This is a genomic window from Arthrobacter sp. YN, assembly GCF_002224285.1.
Lineage (GTDB): Bacteria > Actinomycetota > Actinomycetes > Actinomycetales > Micrococcaceae > Arthrobacter.
On record NZ_CP022436.1, the window covers coordinates 693,777 to 711,571 of the forward strand.

The following is a 17,795-nucleotide window of genomic DNA, read 5'->3' on the forward strand; positions in this document are numbered from 1 at the left end:
TCAGGCCTCGACGACCTCGACGTTGACAACATCCTCGATCACCGGGTTGGACAGGAGGGTCTCGGCAGCTTCGCGGGCCTGGGCCAGGATAGCGTCGGTCACCTCGCCGTCGACGGTCAGTTCAAAACGCTTGCCCTGGCGGACTGCGCTGAAGCTGTTGAAGCCGAGGCGGGGCAATGCACCCACAATGGCCTTCCCCTGGGGGTCCAGAATCTCGGGCTTGGGCATGACGTCAACGACGATCCGGGGCATCCGGTAACTCCTGTGCGTGAGTTGGGTGAACCTTAAATAAGGCTGCCGCGGAGGTGCCGTCTCACGCCATTCAGCCGCATTCAAACAGCGTCTTGAACACAGGGTTAAACACGGTGGTGAACTGCAATGTTTGAACGGCATGGGGGGCGCTCCGCGAGCTTGCACACCTATTCTACCGGGAGTGGCGCACATACCCTATTCAGCCGGATTGCGCGAGGACACCCCGCCGCGGCGGTGCAAAAGACCCAACTGAAGGCTCGACGGCGGCACTTTCCCCGGGTGTCCGGCGTCACTAGGATTGCGGCATGGCTGAGAAACCGAAATCCATGGTGCTGGGTGTTGTGGCCGCTGCAGTTTTTGCTGGTTTGGGCCGCATGGTCATCCAGAAAATCCTGGCGGACCGGGCTGGGCGGAGCAGCCGTGTGACCGCTCCGTTGGACGCCGAAACGCGGGCCAAAATCAGTGACGCATTGCGTACTCCAAGTAAGTGAAACCTTACCTTGGAAGTGCCGTTTTTCGGCGGAATGGCGCGGATTAGGGCACATACAAATGCGCTATTCAACCGGGTCAACCGGCGTGAATTCGGCGTAGTTTGGAAAGTACACGCGGGGTTCAGCCCCAGTACTATTCAGGATCCAAACCAGGAGGAACAATGACCGAACACATTGCCGAAGTATCCGCCTGTAGCGTTGGCAGTTGCGGATTCAACCATGATGGCTGCACCGCCTTTGGAATCACTATCGGTGGAAGCCAGGATCATGCTTCCTGCGCCACCTTCATTGACACCAATGCCATGGGCGGCCTTCCCAAGGTCCTCGCCCACGTAGGTGCCTGCCAGCGCTCGGAGTGCGTCCACAACAACAACCTCATGTGCGAGGCACACGATGTCAAGGTAGGCCCCGGCCGCGAAGCCGCCGATTGCCTGACGTACGAGCACGCCTGATATTTCCTGACGACTTAAAGGGTCCCCGCCTCGGTTGAGGTGGGGACCCTTTTGTCGGTGCTACTTCTTCTTGGCCGTCTTGGGCTTGGTGGCTTCCTCGGGGCTGTCTGCGTCCTTGAGTTCCTGCTCGGCCGTGGCCTGGATCAGCGCCAGCAGTTCTGGATCCAGCCCTGGTGCGAACTCTTCCTTGCGTTCCGGTGACATGGTCATCGGGAAGCCGTCCGGGATGGTGGCGGTGCTCAGCTCGGTGCCGTCGTTGGAGGGGGAGGCTCCGCGGTAAAGCTTGCCTGCCTCGCTGAGGTTGTCGGCTCTGAAGGTGTACTGGATGCTCTGCAAGCCCTTGTCCAACAGCTTCTTCACTTCGGGGAACTGCTCGGCGTTGGTCTTCGGAATGGGGAGGACCTTGCCCCAGTTCACGCCCAAGCTCTCCAAAGCCTTGGCGAAAGCGTTCTCGTGGGCCTGGTCGCGAACGATGAGGTACGCGATGGTGGAGCGTGCCGTCTTGTTCTCCGTCATTTCGTAGATACGGCACTTCTGGAGCCTGCCCGTTGACTCGAGCATCAGGTTGTAGAGCAGGTCCAGCACCAGGTTGCCACTGTTGTAGACATAGGATCCGCTCCAGGGGTTACCCGCCGCATCTACTGGCAGGGCGCCTTGGGCGCCCACCAGATAGTGGTGGATGTTGCTGGTGTCCAGGGCGATCTTCAGCGGCGTAGCTCCTGCAGCGCCGGGCTGGTCCACAGGATCGGACTTTTTTCCTTGGTATCGCGGAGAACCATCGAGGAGCTGGGAGATGGTGGTGCCGATGAGCTCCACGTGGCTGATCTCTTCGGTGCCGATTCCTTGCAGGAGGTCCTTGTAGGGCTTGGAGGCCGGGTCGCCACGGAAATTCATGCTCTGGAAGAGGTACTGCATCATGGTCCGCATTTCACCGAACTGACCCCCCAGTCCCTCCTGGAGGGCGTTGGCTGCAGCGGGATCAGGTTCGTCTACGGCAATTTCGTTGATGAGAAGTTGGGTGTGCAGATACATTGCGATTCCTCACGTTGTTCATGCTGCGTCCGCGGGATGGAAACCCACTGCTGGCCACCCCGGAAACCTCACCATAAGCATGCTTATTATTTTCACGCAAGGAAATCACACAAGAAAGTGGGGAGGTGTCAGCCGGCCACCTGATTGGTCAACGGTTGGCCTTCCTTGAGTGCCGTGACGTTTGCGGTGACCAGTTGCGCCGAGCCCTTCGGTCGGTTGCCGGCAACGTGGGGTGTGATGATCAGGTTCGGCGCACCCCACAACTTCGAGTCCGAAGGCAAAGGTTCCTCTTTGGTGACATCAAGGGCCGCCGCCCGCAGCCGGCCCTCCTGCAGCGCCGCAAGGAGGGCGTCTTCGTCAACCGTGGCACCGCGGCCCACGTTCACGAAAACTGCCGTATCCGGGAGGGCCCGCAGGATCGAGTCGTTGAGGGAGTCCGCGGTTTCTGATGTGGCGGGCAGGATGGAGATCAGGACGTCGGTGGTGCCCAGGACTTCCGGCAGCTCCTGGGTTGACACCACCGGGAAACCGTAGCGTTCGCCCTTCGAGTTGGCCACTCCGGTGACCGTGGCACCCAAGGCTGCCAACAGGGGAGCCAGGCGTCCGGCGATCGAACCGAAGCCCCAAATGGTGACCTTGGCGCCGTCGAGCGTGTAGAGCTGTTCGGTTTTCGGATCGGACTGAGCCGCGTTGTAAGGCGCGTTCCAGACGGCATCCTTCTGGGATTCGAGCAGGACATCCAGCCGGCGGATGGTGGCCAGGACCAAGGCCAAGGCGTGTTCAGCCACGGGTCCGTCATGAAGTGAGCGGCCGGATGCGATGGCCACGGTGTCCACAAAGCCGGCCGACAGGACCGAATCGGGGCCGGCGGCCAGTGTCTGGACGAGCTTGAGCGAGGGCATCGCCTGGGCCGCGTTGGCCAGGTTCTCCGACGTGTTACGCCACGCCACCAGCACCTCGGCGTCGCGGTGTTCGCTGGGAATGGGCTTGTCCACTGCGTAGACCACTATGTGGTCCCCTGAGGCGGAGAGGTGGGCGAGGTCCAGATCGATGGTGTCCGGGACGAGGATTTTCACGGCAACTCCAGGTTCAAAAGCGGTAGGCGGTGTGCCCTTGAGGCTACCGCTTCAGCGCGGGGGGAGGTGCGCCCGAAAGTCATCCCTAGCAATGTGACGGCGAACACCCTATGGTTGTAGGACGTTCGACGTAGCACGTAACACGAACGTCCCTCGCGCCGATTCGAAAGGACCTTGGATTTGAAATCCATACCCCTGCACCATCGCTCGCCCGCATCGCAGCCGCCGGCGCACTGAGCCTTGGCCTCCTTGGAGGCCTCGCTCTTCCGGCCACCGCCGCCCCCATCCCACCCAACAACCCTGCGGCAGCGCCGGGTACCTTCACTGAGGCCAACATCGCGGCTGACCGCACGGCCGCCAACTTCTTCTACCGGATCCCCGCCCTGACGTATCTGGGCAAAAACGTGGTGCTCGCATCATGGGACGGTCGTCCGGGCTCAGCCGCGGATGCTCCGAACCCCAACTCGATAGTCCAACGCCGCAGTACTGACGGCGGACAGACCTGGGGACCTGTCACCGTTATAGCCGCCGGGCACGTGGGCGACGCCAGCGGTCCCAAATACGGCTACAGCGACCCCTCCTACGTCTACGACGCCGAGGCCGGCAAGGTCTTCAATTTCTTTGTGTACTCCAAGGACCAGGGCTTCGGCGGCAGCCAGTTCGGTAACAACGATGCCGACAGGTCAGTGATTTCCTCGGCGGTCATCGAGTCCTCGGACGGCGGCGTCACCTGGAGCCAGCCGCGGCTTATTACGAATGTCACCAAACCCGGAACCAGCAAAACCAGCCCGGTGGCCGGCGACGTGCGCTCCAACTTCGCATCCTCGGGCGAGGGCATCCAGCTCAAGTACGGCCCGTACAAGGGCCGCCTCATCCAGCAGTACGCCGGTGATATCCGCCAGGCAGACGGCACCAACAAGATCCAGGCCTACAGTGTCTACTCCGACGACCATGGGGTGACGTGGAAGAAGGGCGCCAACGTCGGTGACCGGATGGACGAGAACAAGACCGTGGAACTCTCCGATGGCCGGGTGCTGCTGAATTCCCGGGACAACGCCAACCAGGGCTACCGTAAAGTGGCCATTTCCACGGACGGCGGCGCTACCTACGGGCCGGTCACGCAGGACACGGAACTCCCGGATCCCGCCAACAACGGGGCCATTGCACGCATGTTCCCCAACGCGGCGCAGGGCTCGGCCGACGCGAAAAAACTCATCTTCACCAACGCGAACTCCAAGACCGGACGTGAAAATGTCTCGGCCCGTGTCTCCTGCGACGACGGTGCCACCTGGCCGGGCGTCCGCACCATCCGCTCCGGCTTCTCCGCGTACTCCACGGTCACCCGCTTGGAAGAGGGCAAGTTCGGGGTGCTTTACGAAGGCAATTACACGGACAACATGCCGTTCGCGAAGTTCGACGACGCCTGGCTGAATTACGCCTGCGCTCCGCTCTCCGTCCAGGCCGTCACCACCGCGCCGGGGGCCACCCAGCAGGTGCCCGTGACAGTGACCAACCAGGAAGCCGCCACACTGTCCGGCGCAACAGCCACCGTCTACACACCCAGCGGATGGTCGGCCACCACGGTGCCGGTTCCCGACGTCGCCCCCGGAGCCTCGGTGACCGTCAACGTTGCCCTGACGGCACCGGCCAACGCCAGTGGCCCGCAGAATCTCAACGCAGCATTTACGACGGCGAATGGCCGGGTTTCGCAATTCACCTTCACCGCCACCGTGCCGGTTGCGCCGCAGGTGGGCCTGACGATCACGGGAACGGCACCCACCCGGGATGTCGTGGCCAGCCCCTATCAGGTGGGCGACGTCCTCAGCTACTCGCTTAACGTCAAGAGCACCGCGAACGTCACGGCCAATTCAGTACCGGTTTCCGGGACATTCGACTCCGGCTTCCTGCCACCGTCTGCCCCGAATTGCCGGTTCAACAACCTGGCCCCAGGTGCCAGCTACGCCTGCACCACCGCCAAACATGTGATCACGGCAGCCGACATCGAGCGTGGCTACTTCGTGCCGGAAGCCAGCTTCAGCATCACAGCCAGCTCGACGCCGTCGCTCACTAAGACGGTGCCGTTCACCGGCGCTGCCGTCGCTTTGCGCGACGGCCTGCTGACGGCCGGGATCAGCGGGGCGCGTGCCGACGTCGGGCGTGACCTTGCGACCCAGCCGTACGCGGCAGGGGACCTGGTCCCGTACACCTTCACGGTGAAGAACACGAGCCCGCTGGTTGAGAAGGTGGTCCCGACCGCCGGTAACTTCAGCCCCTTCCTTCCGGAGGGGCCGGGCAACTGCCGCTACAGCGTGCTGCCGACCGGCCAGAGCTACCAGTGCACCACCCCTCGCCACACGGTGACTGCACAGGAAGCTGAGCAGGGGTTCTTCGTTCCGACAAGCACGTGGGAAGTCAGCTCGGCCGGCCAAACCACCAAGACCATCACGGTGAACGGCGGCGAAGTGGACCTGAAAGTCCGCGAGCCCAAGCTTGAGGGAACCGTTTCTGCCCAGTGGATCGACACCGACGGTGACCGCTTCGCCAGCGTCGGCGATCCGGTGACGTACACGTACACCGTGGGCAACGCCGGAAACGTTGCAGTGACCGGACTGGAAGCCCCCGATGCCGGCATCTCTGCAGCCACCCTTGCTGCCGGTGAGACTGTTACCGCCACCCGGGACTACGTCTTGACGGCCGTGGATGTTGCTGCAGGCAGCCTGGGCGCAGTCTCTTTTGAGGCGACGGCCCGCAACGGAGCGCTGGAGGCGGCAACGTCGGCATCGGGTGATCCCATCGAGCTGAAGGTCCAGCCGGAAAAGCCCGAAAGCGCTCCCGAACTCAAGGTCCAGGAGCTGGGTACGCCGCCGACCGACTTGGGCACCGCAGATAAATACCGCACGGGCCAAAAGGTAGTGCTTCAGGGTTTGGACCACGGCCAGTGGTACTACGTGTACCTGAACAAGACGGGGCATCGCCTGGGATGGATCTTCCCCACGACAGGCAACACCGTTGAGTTCATCCTTCCCTCCGATGTGCAAAACGGCCGGGACGACGTCGTAGTCCTGGATCAGGATGGCCTTCAGGTGTCCTTTGACCGGCTTCAGGTGACGCCGAAGGGCTGATCTTTCCCGGCAGGCTCACACAACGGACCGCAGGACATTCCTGCGGTCCGTTGTGGGTAGTTGCATGACGAATCGCCGCCGACGTGACAAGACAAAATTCCTGAAATGTGCTCTATGTCATATTCCGCTCTCACTAGGTACTCTGTGACTCGGCTGGTTGCGCGGCTTTGACAAGAACTGTCAAAGGTTCAACCAACTAAAAGTTGACAGGTCCAGGCGATGGAGCCTGGTCCTCCCTCAGTGAAAGGTGCAACCACTCGTGAAATCACAAGGAAAGAGCTTCGTCAGAAGCGGGGGGCTTCGAAAGGCCGCGGCACTGGCCGTGGGCCTGCCGTTGCTTCTCTCTTCGATGGCGATGCCGGCCCAGGCCGCTCCCACGCCGGAGACGCCCGGGAACGTTGCGGGCGTGGCCAAGAAGAACCTTGACCCCAGTGCCTACAAGGACGGCCGCTACATGGTTGTCCTGGCGGAAAAGCCTGCAGCAACCTACGACGGCGGCACGGCGGGCCTCGCGCCCACCAAGCCGGAAGAGGGCAAGAAGCTCGACGCCGACAGCGCCGAGGTGAAGGAATACCAGCAGCACCTGCAGACGCAGCAGCAGGACATTGCCACCCAGGAAAACATCACCATCGAGCGTGACTTCACTACCGCCGTCAACGGCTTCAGCGCCAACCTGACGGCAGACCAGGCCATTAACCTGGCCAAGGATCCCAAGGTCCTCATGGTGGCACCGGACACCCAGTATGCCCCTGACTACTCCACCACGGACTTCCTGAAGCTCAGCGGCCCCAACGGCACCTGGGCCACCCAGTACGGTGGCCAGGACAACGCCGGCAAGGGCACCGTTGTTGGCGTGATCGACACCGGCTACACCCCCTCCAACCCGTTCTTCGCCGGCGAGCCCGTCGGCCCGCTGGTGGGCAACCCGCAGGTCGGCGTTCCCTACCGCACGGCAGATGGCAAGATCGCCATGCTCAAGGCCGACGGCGATACTTTCGTCGGCGAATGCCAGCCCGGAACTGACACCGGCGCGGACTACGACGGCAGCGCCTGCAACTCGAAGGTCCTCAGCACGCACTACTTCGCAGACGCCTTCCTGGAGACCGTTCCCCCGGAAAACCGTGCTTCGGAAGAAGTCATCTCTCCCGTGGACGTGGACAGCCACGGCACCCACACGGCCAGCACCGCGGCGGGCAACGCCAATGTGGACGCCGTAGTGGATGGCCGCAGCTTCGGAACCACCAGCGGGATCGCACCGGCCGCCAAGCTGGCCGTCTACAAGGTCTGCTGGGAAGACACCGATCCCGCTACGGGTGGTTGCTATGGCTCCGCTTCCGTGGACGCGATCGAGCAGGCCATCCTGGACGGTGTGGACGTGCTGAATTACTCCATCTCCGGTTCCACCACGACCACCACGGATCCTGTTTCCTTGGCGTTCCTGTCGGCAGCTTCGGCGGGTATCTTCGTGGCCACCTCGGCCGGCAACTCCGGTCCGACTGCCAGCACCGTGAACCACGGAGCCCCTTGGCTGACCACGGTTGCCGCGACCTCGTTCTCGCAGGAGCTCCAGGGCACTGTTGAGTTCTCCGACGGCAGCAAGTTCCGCGGAGCGTCCATCATGAACCGCGAGGTGAGCGGGGCCGGCGTCGTGCTGTCCACCAACGCTGCAAGCGGTGAAGGCAACGCGGCTCTGTGTGCTCCGGGCTCGCTGGACCCGGCCAAGGTAGCCGGCAAGGTTGTTGTCTGCGACCGCGGCGTGGTTGACCGCACCGCCAAGAGCGCTGAAGTACTGCGCGGCGGTGGCGTCGGCATGATCCTGGTGAACCTGACGGATTCGTCGCTGGACACGGACAAGCACATCATTCCCACGGTCCACGTGAACCCGCCGGCAACGCAGACCATCAAGGACAAGGTCACAGCCAACCCGGCCATCACCGTCTCCCTGCTGAACCGCGACACCACGGGCCTGCCCGCCGAAGCGCAGCCGCAGATCGCCGGCTTCTCGTCACGCGGTCCGTTGCTCGCAACCGACTCGGACCTGTTGAAGCCTGACGTGTCCGCTCCCGGCGTCGCGATCCTCGCTGGTGTTTCGCCGATCGGAACCGGTGGAGACAACTTCGGCTTCCTCTCCGGAACGTCCATGGCCTCACCGCACGTTGCCGGTTTCGGCGCACTGATCCTGGGCAAGAACCCGCAGTGGTCCCCGGCCACCGTGAAGTCCGCCATGATGACCACCGCCGGACCGGTCAAGCTGGCCAACGGCGCCGTCAACAAGGACGTCTTCGCCACCGGCGCCGGACAGGTTGACCCCGCAAAGGTGCTCTCACCCGGCCTCGTGTACGACGCCACCACCGAGGATTACCTCAAGTTCATCCAAGGCACGGGCATGGACCTGGGCATGGAAGGGCTTGGCACCACTGCACCTCGCGACATGAACGTTCCTTCGTTCGCCCTCGGTAACCTCGCAGGCAAGATCGAGGTCACCCGCACGCTCACCGCCCTGACCGCGGGAACCTACCGGGCATCGGTCAACGTTCCAGGTGTCAACGTCAAGGTCACGCCGTCCGTGCTGACCTTCGGAGCTCCTGGTGAGAAGAAGACCTTCAAGGTCCAGTTCGAAAACAAGAACGCGGAACTGGGCAAGTTCGCCATGGGTTCGCTGAGCTGGCAGGGTGCCAACAAGACCGTCACCTCGCCGATCGCCGTCCGGCCGCAGTCCGTCATCGCGGACAAGGCCCTGGCCTTCACGGGAACGGGCCCCAACGGCTCCGCCACCATCAACATCACCTCCGGCACCAACCTCCCGGTGGGCTTGACCATTGACGGACTGTCCAAGGCTGATTCCTCGGCTGTTGAGCTGGTTCCCGGCCCGTTCGCGGGCGAGACCAATGCCTCCAACTTCGTGAAGAAAGTGACCGTTGGCCAAGGCAGTGCACTGGCCAAGTTCTCGGTGATCTCCTCCAACGATGCCGCGGACTTCGACATGCTGGTGCTCACCCCGTCCGGTCAGCAGTTGCCTGCCGCAACGGCGTCCGCCAGCGAAACCCTGTCCGTGCCCAACCCGGCACCCGGCGACTACTACGTCTTCGCCAACCTCTACGCGAGCCCCAACAACCAGGCCACCAAGGCCACTGTTGATGCTGCGGTCCTCGGTGCCAACCAGGGCAACGCCACCGTGACGCCGAATCCGATTCGCCTCGCCAACGGCAAGACGGGCCAGATTTCGCTGAACTGGAAGAACCTGGAACCAGGCTCCTACATCGGCCGCCTCACCTTCGCAGGCACCAGCGAGCCGAGCTTCGTCACCGTCCTGGTCAACCCCGGCGGCACCGTAGTGGTCCCGGACGAGGAGGACCCGAAGAAGGACAAGAAGGACAAGAAGAAGGGCGGCAAGATCCGCGCTGACGAGCCGACGCAGAGCAACAACGCCGGCTAAACCTCTGCGGGACACGCAAATGGGCTGAGGACTCCCGAATTCGGGCGTCCCCAGCCCATTTGCGTGTCGTAAACCGGAAAGGGTGTCCTAGACAGCTCCCGTCGAGCCGCCGGTGTTCCCCAGCAGCGATGCCAGGGTCTTCCAGCGTGCGATCTCGCAGCCGTCGGTCCTGCTGAACTGGCTGTTAACCTCCCGACCACGGAACCAGCCCGTGACGACGGCTACCTGCGGGCCGCCGTATTGCTGCGTGCAGATCCGGTCCGGCCGGGGTTCCGGGAAGAAGATCTCCTCGCCAAACTGCTCGACGGCGGCAAGCGCCGCCCGTGCGTCCGGCAAGTTTGACTCCAGTGAGTCGGGGTCCGGGGAGAGGACACCGGCCAGGGATCGGAGGTGGAATTCGTGGCTCTCAGCGCCAGGTGCCTCAGTCAGCGTGACTGTGAGGTCGACGTCGTACTCGCTGGTGGGTGACTCGCTCGTGGGGGAAACCATAGTGACCTTTCGCTGGTGGCGGCGGGTGCTCAGGCGGCCAATCCACTCAGCTCATGGAGGAGCGGATCTACTGCCTGGAGCACGCGGGTCCGCAGCTCCTGGGATTCGGCCGCGAAAGCCCGCTGGTATTCAACGTACTCGGCCTTGCCCTGCGGTGTCTCGATCCTGATGGGTGGGTAGCCCCATTCTTCGAGATCGTAAGGCGAGGCCTTCATGTCCATGGCGCGGATCCGCCACGAGAGTTCGAAGCAGTCCATCACCAGCCCGCTGGGCAGCGCCGGGGTCAGCTTGTATGCCCACTTGTAGAGGTCCATGTTGGCGTGCAGGCAGCCCGGCTGCTCCATGGTCCGCTGGTTTTCGCGGGTGGGTTCGAGCTCGTTCAAGGGAATGGCGTCCGGAGTGTAGAACCGGAACGCGTCGAAATGCGAACAGCGGATACGGTTCTCCTCCACCACAGTGTCCGTGCCCTCGCCGCCGAGCCGCAGCTTCAGGTATTCGTGCCGCAGCTCGAACTTCTCCTGCCGGTACACCATGGCCCACTCGTGCAGGCCAAAGCAGCCGAACTGGGCCGGGCGCTTCGCCGTGCCCGCGAGGATGATTCCCGCGAAGCGGACAGCTTCGGCTCGGTCGGCCAGGAAGCCGCGGCGGTCAAAGGTGACCGCCGGCGTTCCCGCCGGCAGCCCGAGCGAGGTGACTTCGCCGTCGTCGAGCGTTCGGTAGAACTTCCACGTGGCGCGCTCAAGGGCGCGTGGACCGCTGAGGACAGTGCCGTCGCCCGGATGCCAGCGCAGCAATTGGCCGGGCTTCTGCGTGTAGTAGGTGAACAGGAAATCCTCAACAGGATGCTTCCGGCCGGCAGAACGCCTGGCCAGGTACGGGTCCGCGTAGCGCGCCACCCGGGCGTGATGGGCTGCCTCCAGCCCGAGCCATTGCTCCTGGGGGAGGTGCTGCAGCCTAGAGGCCGCCATCTGATCCGAGGATGCTCTTCGCGGCGTCCCACAGTGCGATCTGGCAGCCGTCCGTGCGGCTGAAGGCGGCAGTAACTTCCTTGCCGTCCACGGCGCCGGTTACCTTGGCCGTTGCCGGGCCGCCGTACTGCATAGTGCAGGCTTGGTCCGTTTTGGTGGGGGCGGGACTGAGGATGGCGGGGCTGTTCTTGATGGACGTGCAGGCCTCGGCGGCTGTTGGGTGGTTGCTTTCAGCGGCCGGGACGCCGTCTGCGCAGACGAGCGTGAAGGTCTGGGGCGCGGCCTCGGGGGATTCCACCAGCGTGATGGAGAGTTCGGCGCTGCCGGCGCCGGTTGCTGCTGACGCGCTGGGAGTTGCGCTGCTGCCTGCGCTGCTGCTTGAAGGGGACGACGACGGGGCTTGGCTTGCGCTGCCTGTGGAACCTGGGCTGGGGGTGCCTGAGCATGCGGCCAGGCCGGCGACGGCCAGGACTGCCAACAGGGGCCGAACAAATCGCATGCGCATGGAATCTCCTAGGTTGCGTCCATTTTACGTGGCAGTTGTGGTGCCCGTTTCTCTGTTCGCTTCCAGAACACCACCGGGGCCGTGCCCTTGGCTAGGGGGCGCGCGGGTGGTCTGCCTGGATTGCCGGGTTGGTCCGTTAGTGGGAGGTGTTCCGCTGGGTTGCCGCGATCAGGCCCGTCATGGCTTGGTGCAGCTCGGCCACCTCTTCCCGACTGAGTTGAAGGCGCTCGCGGATTTCGCCGGGGACGGCTGTGGCCTGTTCGCGGAGGGCGGCGCCTTTTTCCGTCAGTGTGATGGCCAGGGCTCGTTCGTTGCCCGGCACTCGCTCGCGGGTGATGAGCTCCGCTTCTTCAAGGCGCTTCAGCAGGGGGGAGAGTGTTGCGGGCTCGTGGAGGAGGCTGTCGCTGATGTCCTTCAACGTGCGGGGGCTCCGCTCCCAGAGGGCCAGCATCACCAAGTATTGAGGGTGCGTGAGTCCGAGGCGTTCCAGCACGGGCTTGTAAACGCCCACCACGCTGCGGGAAGCAACGGTGAGGGCAAAGCACAGTTGGCGCTCCAAGAGGAGGTCGTCCACTTCCTGGGTGCTCTGGTCTGTGGCCGTCATGGCTGCCTCCTGTGCTTGCATCCGCTCACGCCGATCAATTGGTTAGTGTACTAATGATTAGCGTACTATGGACTCATTGAACCGTCTAAAAAGGAGTCGATCCGAGTGGCCAAGGAATCCCTCACCCGGAAGTTCATGCGCGCCACAGGCAAGTTCAGGGTTGTTTTCGGCCCCGCGCACAGCAGTTCCCTCGACCATGAAATGACCGAAGCCAACCGGAAGCTGCTCGCCCAGCGCCAGGCCGAGACCCAGCAGTGGGAAACGCTCCGCCGCCCCGACGGCAGCACCTACGTGGTGCCCCGCAACCCGGACGACAAATCCCTGCGGTAACCCCCCGCGAGGTGGCAGCTAATGCCCATGTTTTCGCGGAACATTGCCATTAACTGGCAATTCGACGTTGGGCGACGCGCCCAGAGTCACGGAGAAGTCGCGGGCAACCTTCGCCGCCAGCACTCCAGCCTGATCCAAGTGCCGTCCAAAACGCTGCTTGGGCGCGCTGACATTGAATGCTGCCACTACACGTTGCTTGAAGTCATAGACGGGTGCTGAGACGCCCACGACGCCCAGCTCGAATTCTTCGTCCACCACGGCGTAGCCTTGCCGGCGGATGAGATTGATCTCTGCGCGAAGGTCCTCGAATGTCTGGATCTTGGACTTGAGGTCCCCTGTTGACGGGCTTTGGCCCGCTTGAAGCGCCAAGGGCGAGAGTTCCTGGCGATCGGGCCGAACTCCCGCCTTGGCTTCGGCTGTGTGAGTGTCGTACCAATCCCTCAGCGCGGCGTCGTCCCAGTCGCTGACCAGTACCCTCCCGGCGGACGTGCTCCACGCGTTAACGCTGACCCCTTCCCAGCCCAACGCCCTGTAGGTGTGGTTGGACATCTCGCTCTTGAGGGTCAGGACTGTGCCGCCGCGCAGCACGCAAAGGTGCGTGGTTTCGTGCGTCGCCGCTGACACGCGCTTGAGGTATTGCGCCGAAGCGCTGACCATCCGTGCCTCCGTGGTGCGGGCGGCCAAGGCATATAGTCCATGGCCGAGCGTGTACAAGAGGCTTTCCGGGTCCCTGCTGACCAGTCCTGCCTCGGCGAGGGTGGCCAAGGTTCGTGACACTTGCGCCTTGTCCCGGCCGGTGATCTCCGAGACCTTGCTGACGCCCAGGCCATTTCCGGCAACAGCCTCCGGTGACCCAAGGATTTCCAGCAACTCCAAGTCCCGGCGCAAGCCGGAGGAATTGCGCCGGGGTGCGGCTGCTTCTTTCACTGCGGTCTCCTTGATTGTTCTGGTCACGAGTCGATAGTAACCATCTTTGCGTTGACATATCAACAACACTCATTGCGCAAAAGGGAATTCGACTTTTATGGTTGTGTCATGGCTCACGGAGATGTGGGCCCCGATCCTTACCCCCAATGAAGTGAAAAGGAGGATCACGTTGAACGACACTTTCCTGTCCGATCTTGGACAGTTCCTCGTCAAGAGATCGGCAGACATTGCCGAATCCGCCGCCCAGCACCTGGCGGTTGTCTTGGTTTCCCTGCTGATAGCAACGGTCATCGGTGTGGGGGTCGGTGTCCTTGTATGGAACAGGCCCATCAGCCGCTCGATGGCGATCGCCGGCGCCGGTGTTGGCCTGACCATCCCGTCGATGGCGCTCCTTGCACTCCTTATCCCCGTGCTGGGACTCGGCTGGACTCCCACCGTTGTGGGTCTTGCCTTCTACGCACTGCTCCCCATCATCCGGAACACGGTGGTGGGGCTGCGCGAAGTACCGCCGGCCGTCTCCGAATCCGCACTTGGCATGGGGATGGGCACAGTGAAGACGCTGTTTCGCGTGCAACTGCCCATGGCTTGGCCAGTGGTGCTCACCGGTGTCCGTGTTTCGGCCCAACTGTCCATGGGTATCGCAGCGATCGCTGCTTACGTGGGTGGTCCCGGGCTGGGCGAAATGATCTTCAAGGGCCTCTCGAGCTTGGGGTCCAAGAACGCCCTGAACTTCGCCGTCGTCGGAACCGTCGGTGTCATTGTCCTTGCCCTGCTGTTGGATGGCGCGTTCGTGCTCATCCGCCGCGTTACTACCTCAAGGGGACTTCGTGTCTGAAACAACCACCCGCCCCGCCGCCGGCGCCCGGATCGTCCTCAAAGACGTCACCAAAACCTACCCCGGCCAGGTGATTCCCGCCGTCGAATCCTTCTCCATGGACATCGCACCAGGCGAGCTGATCATGTTCGTGGGTCCTTCCGGTTGTGGCAAGACCACCACCATGAAGATGATCAACCGGATCATCGAACCGAGCTCGGGCTCCATCACCATCGACGGTGAGGACGTCCTGTCCCTCAACCCCAACGAGCTCCGCCGCCGGATCGGCTACGTCATCCAGCAGATCGGCCTGTTCCCGCATATGACCATCGCGGAGAACATCTCCGTGGTCCCCAAGCTCCTCGGCTGGGACAAGAAGCGCACGCAAAACCGCGTCGAAGAGCTGCTGGCCGTCGTCGAACTTGATCCCAAGATGTTCGCGTCCCGCTACCCCCGCCAACTCTCCGGTGGGCAGCAGCAGCGCGTTGGGGTTGCGCGGGCCTTGGCCGCCGACCCGCCCGTGATGCTCATGGATGAGCCCTTCGGAGCCACAGACCCCATCACGCGCGAAAAGCTGCAGAGCGAATTCCTGCGCCTGCAGGAGAAGCTGAGCAAGACGATCGTCTTCGTCACCCACGATTTCGACGAAGCCGTGCGCCTCGGAGACCGGATCGCCGTGCTGTCCGAGCGCTCGCAGATCGAGCAGTTCGACACTCCGGCGAACATCCTGGCCAACCCTGCCAATGACTACGTGTCGCAGTTCGTTGGGCACGGTGCCGCCCTCAAGCGCCTGGGGCTCATTCCTGTGGGCCACGCGACGCTGGGCCCGGCAGGTGGACGAAGCGCCCTGACCGTTGGTGTTGAAGACTCCCTCCGTGATGCCCTGGATGCCTTGGTGCTCTCGGGTGGCCTGCCCGTCGGCGTCGTGGACCAGAGCGGAAGGACCGTGGGCTCCATAGATATCGAACGAATCGCCGCTGTCCTGGGCGCCGAAATCCTGCCGCCGGCCCTTGCCGGGGGAGTGCGGCCATGACTGCGCAGGCAACGCGGGACCTGGCAACGTCCTTCGGCACGGCCTCCAACCGCAAGGGAAAGTACTTCTCCTTCAAGCGGTTCGGAACGCCACTGATCATCATCGTGGCGCTGCTGGCACTGTTCCTCTGGATCTCCTCGCTCACCCTCGATTCGATCGAGCTGCGCACCCTCAACTGGGACTACCTTGCTGATCGGACCAGGGAACACCTTCTGCTGACGGTCACAGCATCCGCGATTGTGTCCCTGATTGCCATCCCGGCCGGCATTGCACTGAGCCGCGTGCATTCCAAGGCAGTTCACGCAGTGGTCTTCGGGATTGCCAACATAGGGCAGGCAACTCCGGCCATTGGCCTGGTGATTCTGCTGGCCATTGTGTGGAAGACAGGCTTTGAGGTGGCGCTGGTGGGCCTGGTGGCGTACTCGGTCCTGCCTGTACTGCGGAACACCTTGGTGGGACTCCAACAGGTTGATTCCAGCCTGACGGAGGCTGCCAAGGGTATGGGCATGCGTCCGCTGGAAGTGCTCACCCGGATCGAACTCCCCTTGGCCGTTCCGGTGATCGTTGCTGGTCTGCGGACGGCCCTGGTCTTCTGTGTCGGCGTCGCCACAGTGGCCACCTTCATCAACGCAGGCGGCCTGGGCGACATGATCGTCAACGGCTTGAAGCTCCAGCGCTGGCCCGTCCTCATCACCGGAGCCGTTGTCGTCTCCTGCATTGCCCTCACCATCGACTGGCTGGCAGGCCTCGCTGAAGATCTGCTCAAGCCCAAAGGCATCTGACTTTTTCCTACTTCCCCAAGGACAAACACCATGAAGAAACCTGCAATGACCCTGCTGGCCACCGGCGTGGCCGTGGCCCTGAGCCTCACGGCATGCGGCGGCTCAGCTTCCTCCAGTTCAAGCGGAGCCGGAAGCAACGAACTCGAAGGCCTCACCGGCGTTTTCGGCGCCAAGGACTTCTCCGAGCAGTTCATCCTCTCCCACATCACCAGCCAGGTCCTGAACGCCCACGGCGCAGACACCACTACCAACACCAGCGTGGTGGGCTCCGCCAACGTCCGCACGGCCTTCGAGACCGGCCAATTCGCCGGCTACTGGGAGTACACCGGGACGTCCTGGATCACGTACAACAAGCAGACCACTCCCATCAAGGACAAAGCGGAGATGTTCAACGCCGTCAAGGACGCCGATGCCAAGAAGGGCATCGCCTGGCTGGACCCTGCACCCCTTAACAACACCTATGCCTTCGCCATTCGCGAGGACAAAGCCAAGGAACTCGGCATCAAGAGCCTCTCGGACGTGGCCAAGCTTCCAGCCAGCGAGCAGACATTCTGCGTGGAAAGTGAGTTCTCAACCCGTGACGACGGCTGGCCGGGTCTGAGCAAGGAATACGGTTTGAGCCCGGACGCCAAGGTTTCCATGCTGGACACCGGTGTCATCTACACCGCAACGCAGAAGGGCCAGGACTGTAACTTCGGCGAGGTCTTCGAAACGGATGGCCGCATTCCCGCGCTGAAGCTGCAGGTCATGGAGGACGACAAGAACTTTTTCCCGATCTACCAGGGCGCCCTCACCATCAAAGCCGACATCCTCGCCAAGTACCCGGCCATCGCGGACATCATGGCCAAGGTTTCGCCAAAGCTCACCACCGAGGTCATGCAGCAACTGAACGCGAAGGCTGATGTTGATGGCGAAGACCCGGAAGACATTGCCAAGGAATGGCTCGAATCCGAAGGACTGATCTGAGAATGACTGAACAGATCCAGATCGGTGAGTCCTTCATCGGGAACGGCGTCAACGCAGCGCACGTGAACACTGTCCTCGGACATCGGAACGGCCCCGCCGGAACCGCCTGGGCCACGGCCTTGGGATCACCGAGTGCCGGCCACGTTCCCTTCGTGGCTGTCCTGCGGCCCTCACTCCCGGTGAAGCCTCTAACGCTCTTTGTTACCAAAGCTGCCCCGGCAAATGACCAGCACGGCAACCTCATCTGGGGCGCAGCGCAGGCTGGAATCGCCGCGGGCGTGGCAGATGCTGTAGCCGACGGCATCCTCACTGATCAACAGGCCGATTCGCACGCACTGATCGCCGCGGTGTGGGTGAACCCCAACGCCGACGACGACGACGCCGTCTACCGCAATAACCGTGAGTCGGTCCGGACTGCTTTGGAGAACGGGGCCAAGAACCTCCCGTCCACCGCAGAAGTGATCGAGGCACGCAACTCCCCGTCCAATCCCTTCTTCACTCCGCGAGGCTGACAGC

Annotated in this window: 18 protein-coding genes; 10 read left to right on the plus strand and 8 right to left on the minus strand. The window is 63.0% G+C overall.

Features of this window, described 5'->3' with window-relative positions; genetic code table 11:
- The gene (purS, locus tag CGK93_RS03300) at window positions 1–252 is read right to left on the minus strand and encodes a phosphoribosylformylglycinamidine synthase subunit PurS (protein ID WP_011773385.1); all 252 of its coding nucleotides are present in this window, start codon (window positions 250–252) and stop codon (window positions 1–3) included.
- A gap of 305 nt (window positions 253–557) precedes the next feature.
- Between purS and CGK93_RS03305 the strand changes: the two genes are divergently transcribed.
- A complete protein-coding gene (locus CGK93_RS03305; protein WP_089593594.1) occupies window positions 558–743 on the plus strand; it encodes a hypothetical protein in 186 nt (61 codons plus the stop codon).
- Window positions 744–904: 161 nt separating this feature from the next.
- A complete protein-coding gene (locus tag CGK93_RS03310) occupies window positions 905–1,195 on the plus strand; it encodes a DUF1540 domain-containing protein (protein WP_089593595.1) in 291 nt (96 codons plus the stop codon).
- A 60-nt stretch (window positions 1,196–1,255) separates the two neighbouring features.
- Here CGK93_RS03310 and CGK93_RS03315 read toward each other — a convergent pair whose 3' ends face one another.
- Together CGK93_RS03315 and CGK93_RS03320 are read right to left on the minus strand one after the other, a co-directional pair.
- Window positions 1,256–2,227, minus strand: coding sequence for a manganese catalase family protein (locus CGK93_RS03315; protein ID WP_089593596.1), 972 nt, complete (start codon window positions 2,225–2,227; stop codon window positions 1,256–1,258).
- 128 nt (window positions 2,228–2,355) lie between these two features.
- A complete protein-coding gene (locus CGK93_RS03320) occupies window positions 2,356–3,303 on the minus strand; it encodes an NAD(P)-dependent oxidoreductase (protein WP_089593597.1) in 948 nt (315 codons plus the stop codon).
- A gap of 404 nt (window positions 3,304–3,707) precedes the next feature.
- On the opposite strand from CGK93_RS03320, the gene CGK93_RS03325 reads away from it, so the two are divergent.
- Both CGK93_RS03325 and CGK93_RS03330 read left to right on the plus strand, forming a co-directional pair.
- Window positions 3,708–6,425: an exo-alpha-sialidase gene (locus CGK93_RS03325; protein WP_442857012.1), complete on the plus strand. Its 2,718-nt coding sequence runs from the start codon at window positions 3,708–3,710 to the stop codon at window positions 6,423–6,425.
- A gap of 259 nt (window positions 6,426–6,684) precedes the next feature.
- A complete protein-coding gene (locus tag CGK93_RS03330) occupies window positions 6,685–9,861 on the plus strand; it encodes a S8 family serine peptidase (RefSeq protein ID WP_442857013.1) in 3,177 nt (1,058 codons plus the stop codon).
- Window positions 9,862–9,948: 87 nt separating this feature from the next.
- Here the strand turns inward: CGK93_RS03330 and CGK93_RS03335 are convergent, their stop codons facing one another.
- The 4 genes from CGK93_RS03335 to CGK93_RS03350 form a co-directional block, all read right to left on the minus strand.
- A complete protein-coding gene (locus CGK93_RS03335; protein ID WP_089593599.1) occupies window positions 9,949–10,350 on the minus strand; it encodes a serine protease inhibitor in 402 nt (133 codons plus the stop codon).
- Between the two features lie 29 nt (window positions 10,351–10,379).
- Window positions 10,380–11,318 carry a 3-methyladenine DNA glycosylase gene (locus tag CGK93_RS03340; RefSeq protein WP_089593600.1) on the minus strand — a complete coding sequence of 313 codons (939 nt, stop codon included), beginning with the start codon at window positions 11,316–11,318 and terminating at the stop codon, window positions 10,380–10,382.
- Window positions 11,305–11,823, minus strand: a complete 519-nt coding sequence (locus CGK93_RS03345) for an SSI family serine proteinase inhibitor (protein WP_089593601.1) — start codon at window positions 11,821–11,823, stop codon at window positions 11,305–11,307. Before CGK93_RS03345 ends, CGK93_RS03340 begins: the two co-directional genes overlap by 14 nt.
- A 136-nt stretch (window positions 11,824–11,959) precedes the next feature.
- Window positions 11,960–12,427: a MarR family winged helix-turn-helix transcriptional regulator gene (locus CGK93_RS03350; protein WP_089597151.1), complete on the minus strand. Its 468-nt coding sequence runs from the start codon at window positions 12,425–12,427 to the stop codon at window positions 11,960–11,962.
- A 105-nt stretch (window positions 12,428–12,532) separates the two neighbouring features.
- Here CGK93_RS03350 and CGK93_RS03355 point away from each other — a divergent pair, with 105 nt between their 5' ends.
- On the plus strand, window positions 12,533–12,757 hold the full coding sequence (locus CGK93_RS03355; RefSeq protein WP_026541816.1) for a hypothetical protein: 225 nt from the start codon (window positions 12,533–12,535) through the stop codon (window positions 12,755–12,757).
- A gap of 18 nt (window positions 12,758–12,775) precedes the next feature.
- Here the strand turns inward: CGK93_RS03355 and CGK93_RS03360 are convergent, their stop codons facing one another.
- Window positions 12,776–13,711, minus strand: a complete 936-nt coding sequence (locus CGK93_RS03360) for an IclR family transcriptional regulator (protein WP_089593602.1) — start codon at window positions 13,709–13,711, stop codon at window positions 12,776–12,778.
- A gap of 94 nt (window positions 13,712–13,805) precedes the next feature.
- Here CGK93_RS03360 and CGK93_RS03365 point away from each other — a divergent pair, with 94 nt between their 5' ends.
- The 5 genes from CGK93_RS03365 to fae are packed head-to-tail and all read left to right on the plus strand — an operon-like array spanning window position 13,806 to window position 17,791.
- Entirely contained in the window at window positions 13,806–14,519 is a 714-nt protein-coding gene (locus CGK93_RS03365; protein WP_089597152.1) for an ABC transporter permease, read from the plus strand.
- The gene (locus CGK93_RS03370) at window positions 14,512–15,531 is read left to right on the plus strand and encodes an ABC transporter ATP-binding protein (RefSeq protein ID WP_089593603.1); all 1,020 of its coding nucleotides are present in this window, start codon (window positions 14,512–14,514) and stop codon (window positions 15,529–15,531) included. The genes CGK93_RS03365 and CGK93_RS03370 overlap by 8 nt, the downstream gene beginning before the upstream one ends.
- Window positions 15,528–16,313 (plus strand): ABC transporter permease, encoded by a 786-nt coding sequence (locus CGK93_RS03375; protein WP_089593604.1) that lies wholly within the window; start codon window positions 15,528–15,530, stop codon window positions 16,311–16,313. Before CGK93_RS03370 ends, CGK93_RS03375 begins: the two co-directional genes overlap by 4 nt.
- A 30-nt stretch (window positions 16,314–16,343) precedes the next feature.
- Window positions 16,344–17,279 carry a glycine betaine ABC transporter substrate-binding protein gene (locus CGK93_RS03380; RefSeq protein ID WP_089593605.1) on the plus strand — a complete coding sequence of 312 codons (936 nt, stop codon included), beginning with the start codon at window positions 16,344–16,346 and terminating at the stop codon, window positions 17,277–17,279.
- 2 nt (window positions 17,280–17,281) lie between these two features.
- Entirely contained in the window at window positions 17,282–17,791 is a 510-nt protein-coding gene (fae, locus tag CGK93_RS03385; protein ID WP_089593606.1) for a formaldehyde-activating enzyme, read from the plus strand.
- Window positions 17,792–17,795 lie beyond the last annotated feature (4 nt).

Coding starts and splice junctions, on each gene's coding strand:
- CGK93_RS03375 (WP_089593604.1), top strand. CDS start 15,528: ATGACTGCGCAGGCAACGCGGGACCTGGCAACGTCCTTCGGCACGGCC.
- fae (WP_089593606.1), top strand. CDS start 17,282: ATGACTGAACAGATCCAGATCGGTGAGTCCTTCATCGGGAACGGCGTC.
- CGK93_RS03365 (WP_089597152.1), top strand. CDS start 13,806: ATGTGGGCCCCGATCCTTACCCCCAATGAAGTGAAAAGGAGGATCACG.
- CGK93_RS03335 (WP_089593599.1), bottom strand. CDS start 10,350: ATGGTTTCCCCCACGAGCGAGTCACCCACCAGCGAGTACGACGTCGAC.
- CGK93_RS03350 (WP_089597151.1), bottom strand. CDS start 12,427: ATGACGGCCACAGACCAGAGCACCCAGGAAGTGGACGACCTCCTCTTG.
- CGK93_RS03380 (WP_089593605.1), top strand. CDS start 16,344: ATGAAGAAACCTGCAATGACCCTGCTGGCCACCGGCGTGGCCGTGGCC.
- CGK93_RS03305 (WP_089593594.1), top strand. CDS start 558: ATGGCTGAGAAACCGAAATCCATGGTGCTGGGTGTTGTGGCCGCTGCA.
- purS (WP_011773385.1), bottom strand. CDS start 252: ATGCCCCGGATCGTCGTTGACGTCATGCCCAAGCCCGAGATTCTGGAC.
- CGK93_RS03345 (WP_089593601.1), bottom strand. CDS start 11,823: ATGCGCATGCGATTTGTTCGGCCCCTGTTGGCAGTCCTGGCCGTCGCC.
- CGK93_RS03315 (WP_089593596.1), bottom strand. CDS start 2,227: ATGTATCTGCACACCCAACTTCTCATCAACGAAATTGCCGTAGACGAA.
- CGK93_RS03310 (WP_089593595.1), top strand. CDS start 905: ATGACCGAACACATTGCCGAAGTATCCGCCTGTAGCGTTGGCAGTTGC.
- CGK93_RS03340 (WP_089593600.1), bottom strand. CDS start 11,318: ATGGCGGCCTCTAGGCTGCAGCACCTCCCCCAGGAGCAATGGCTCGGG.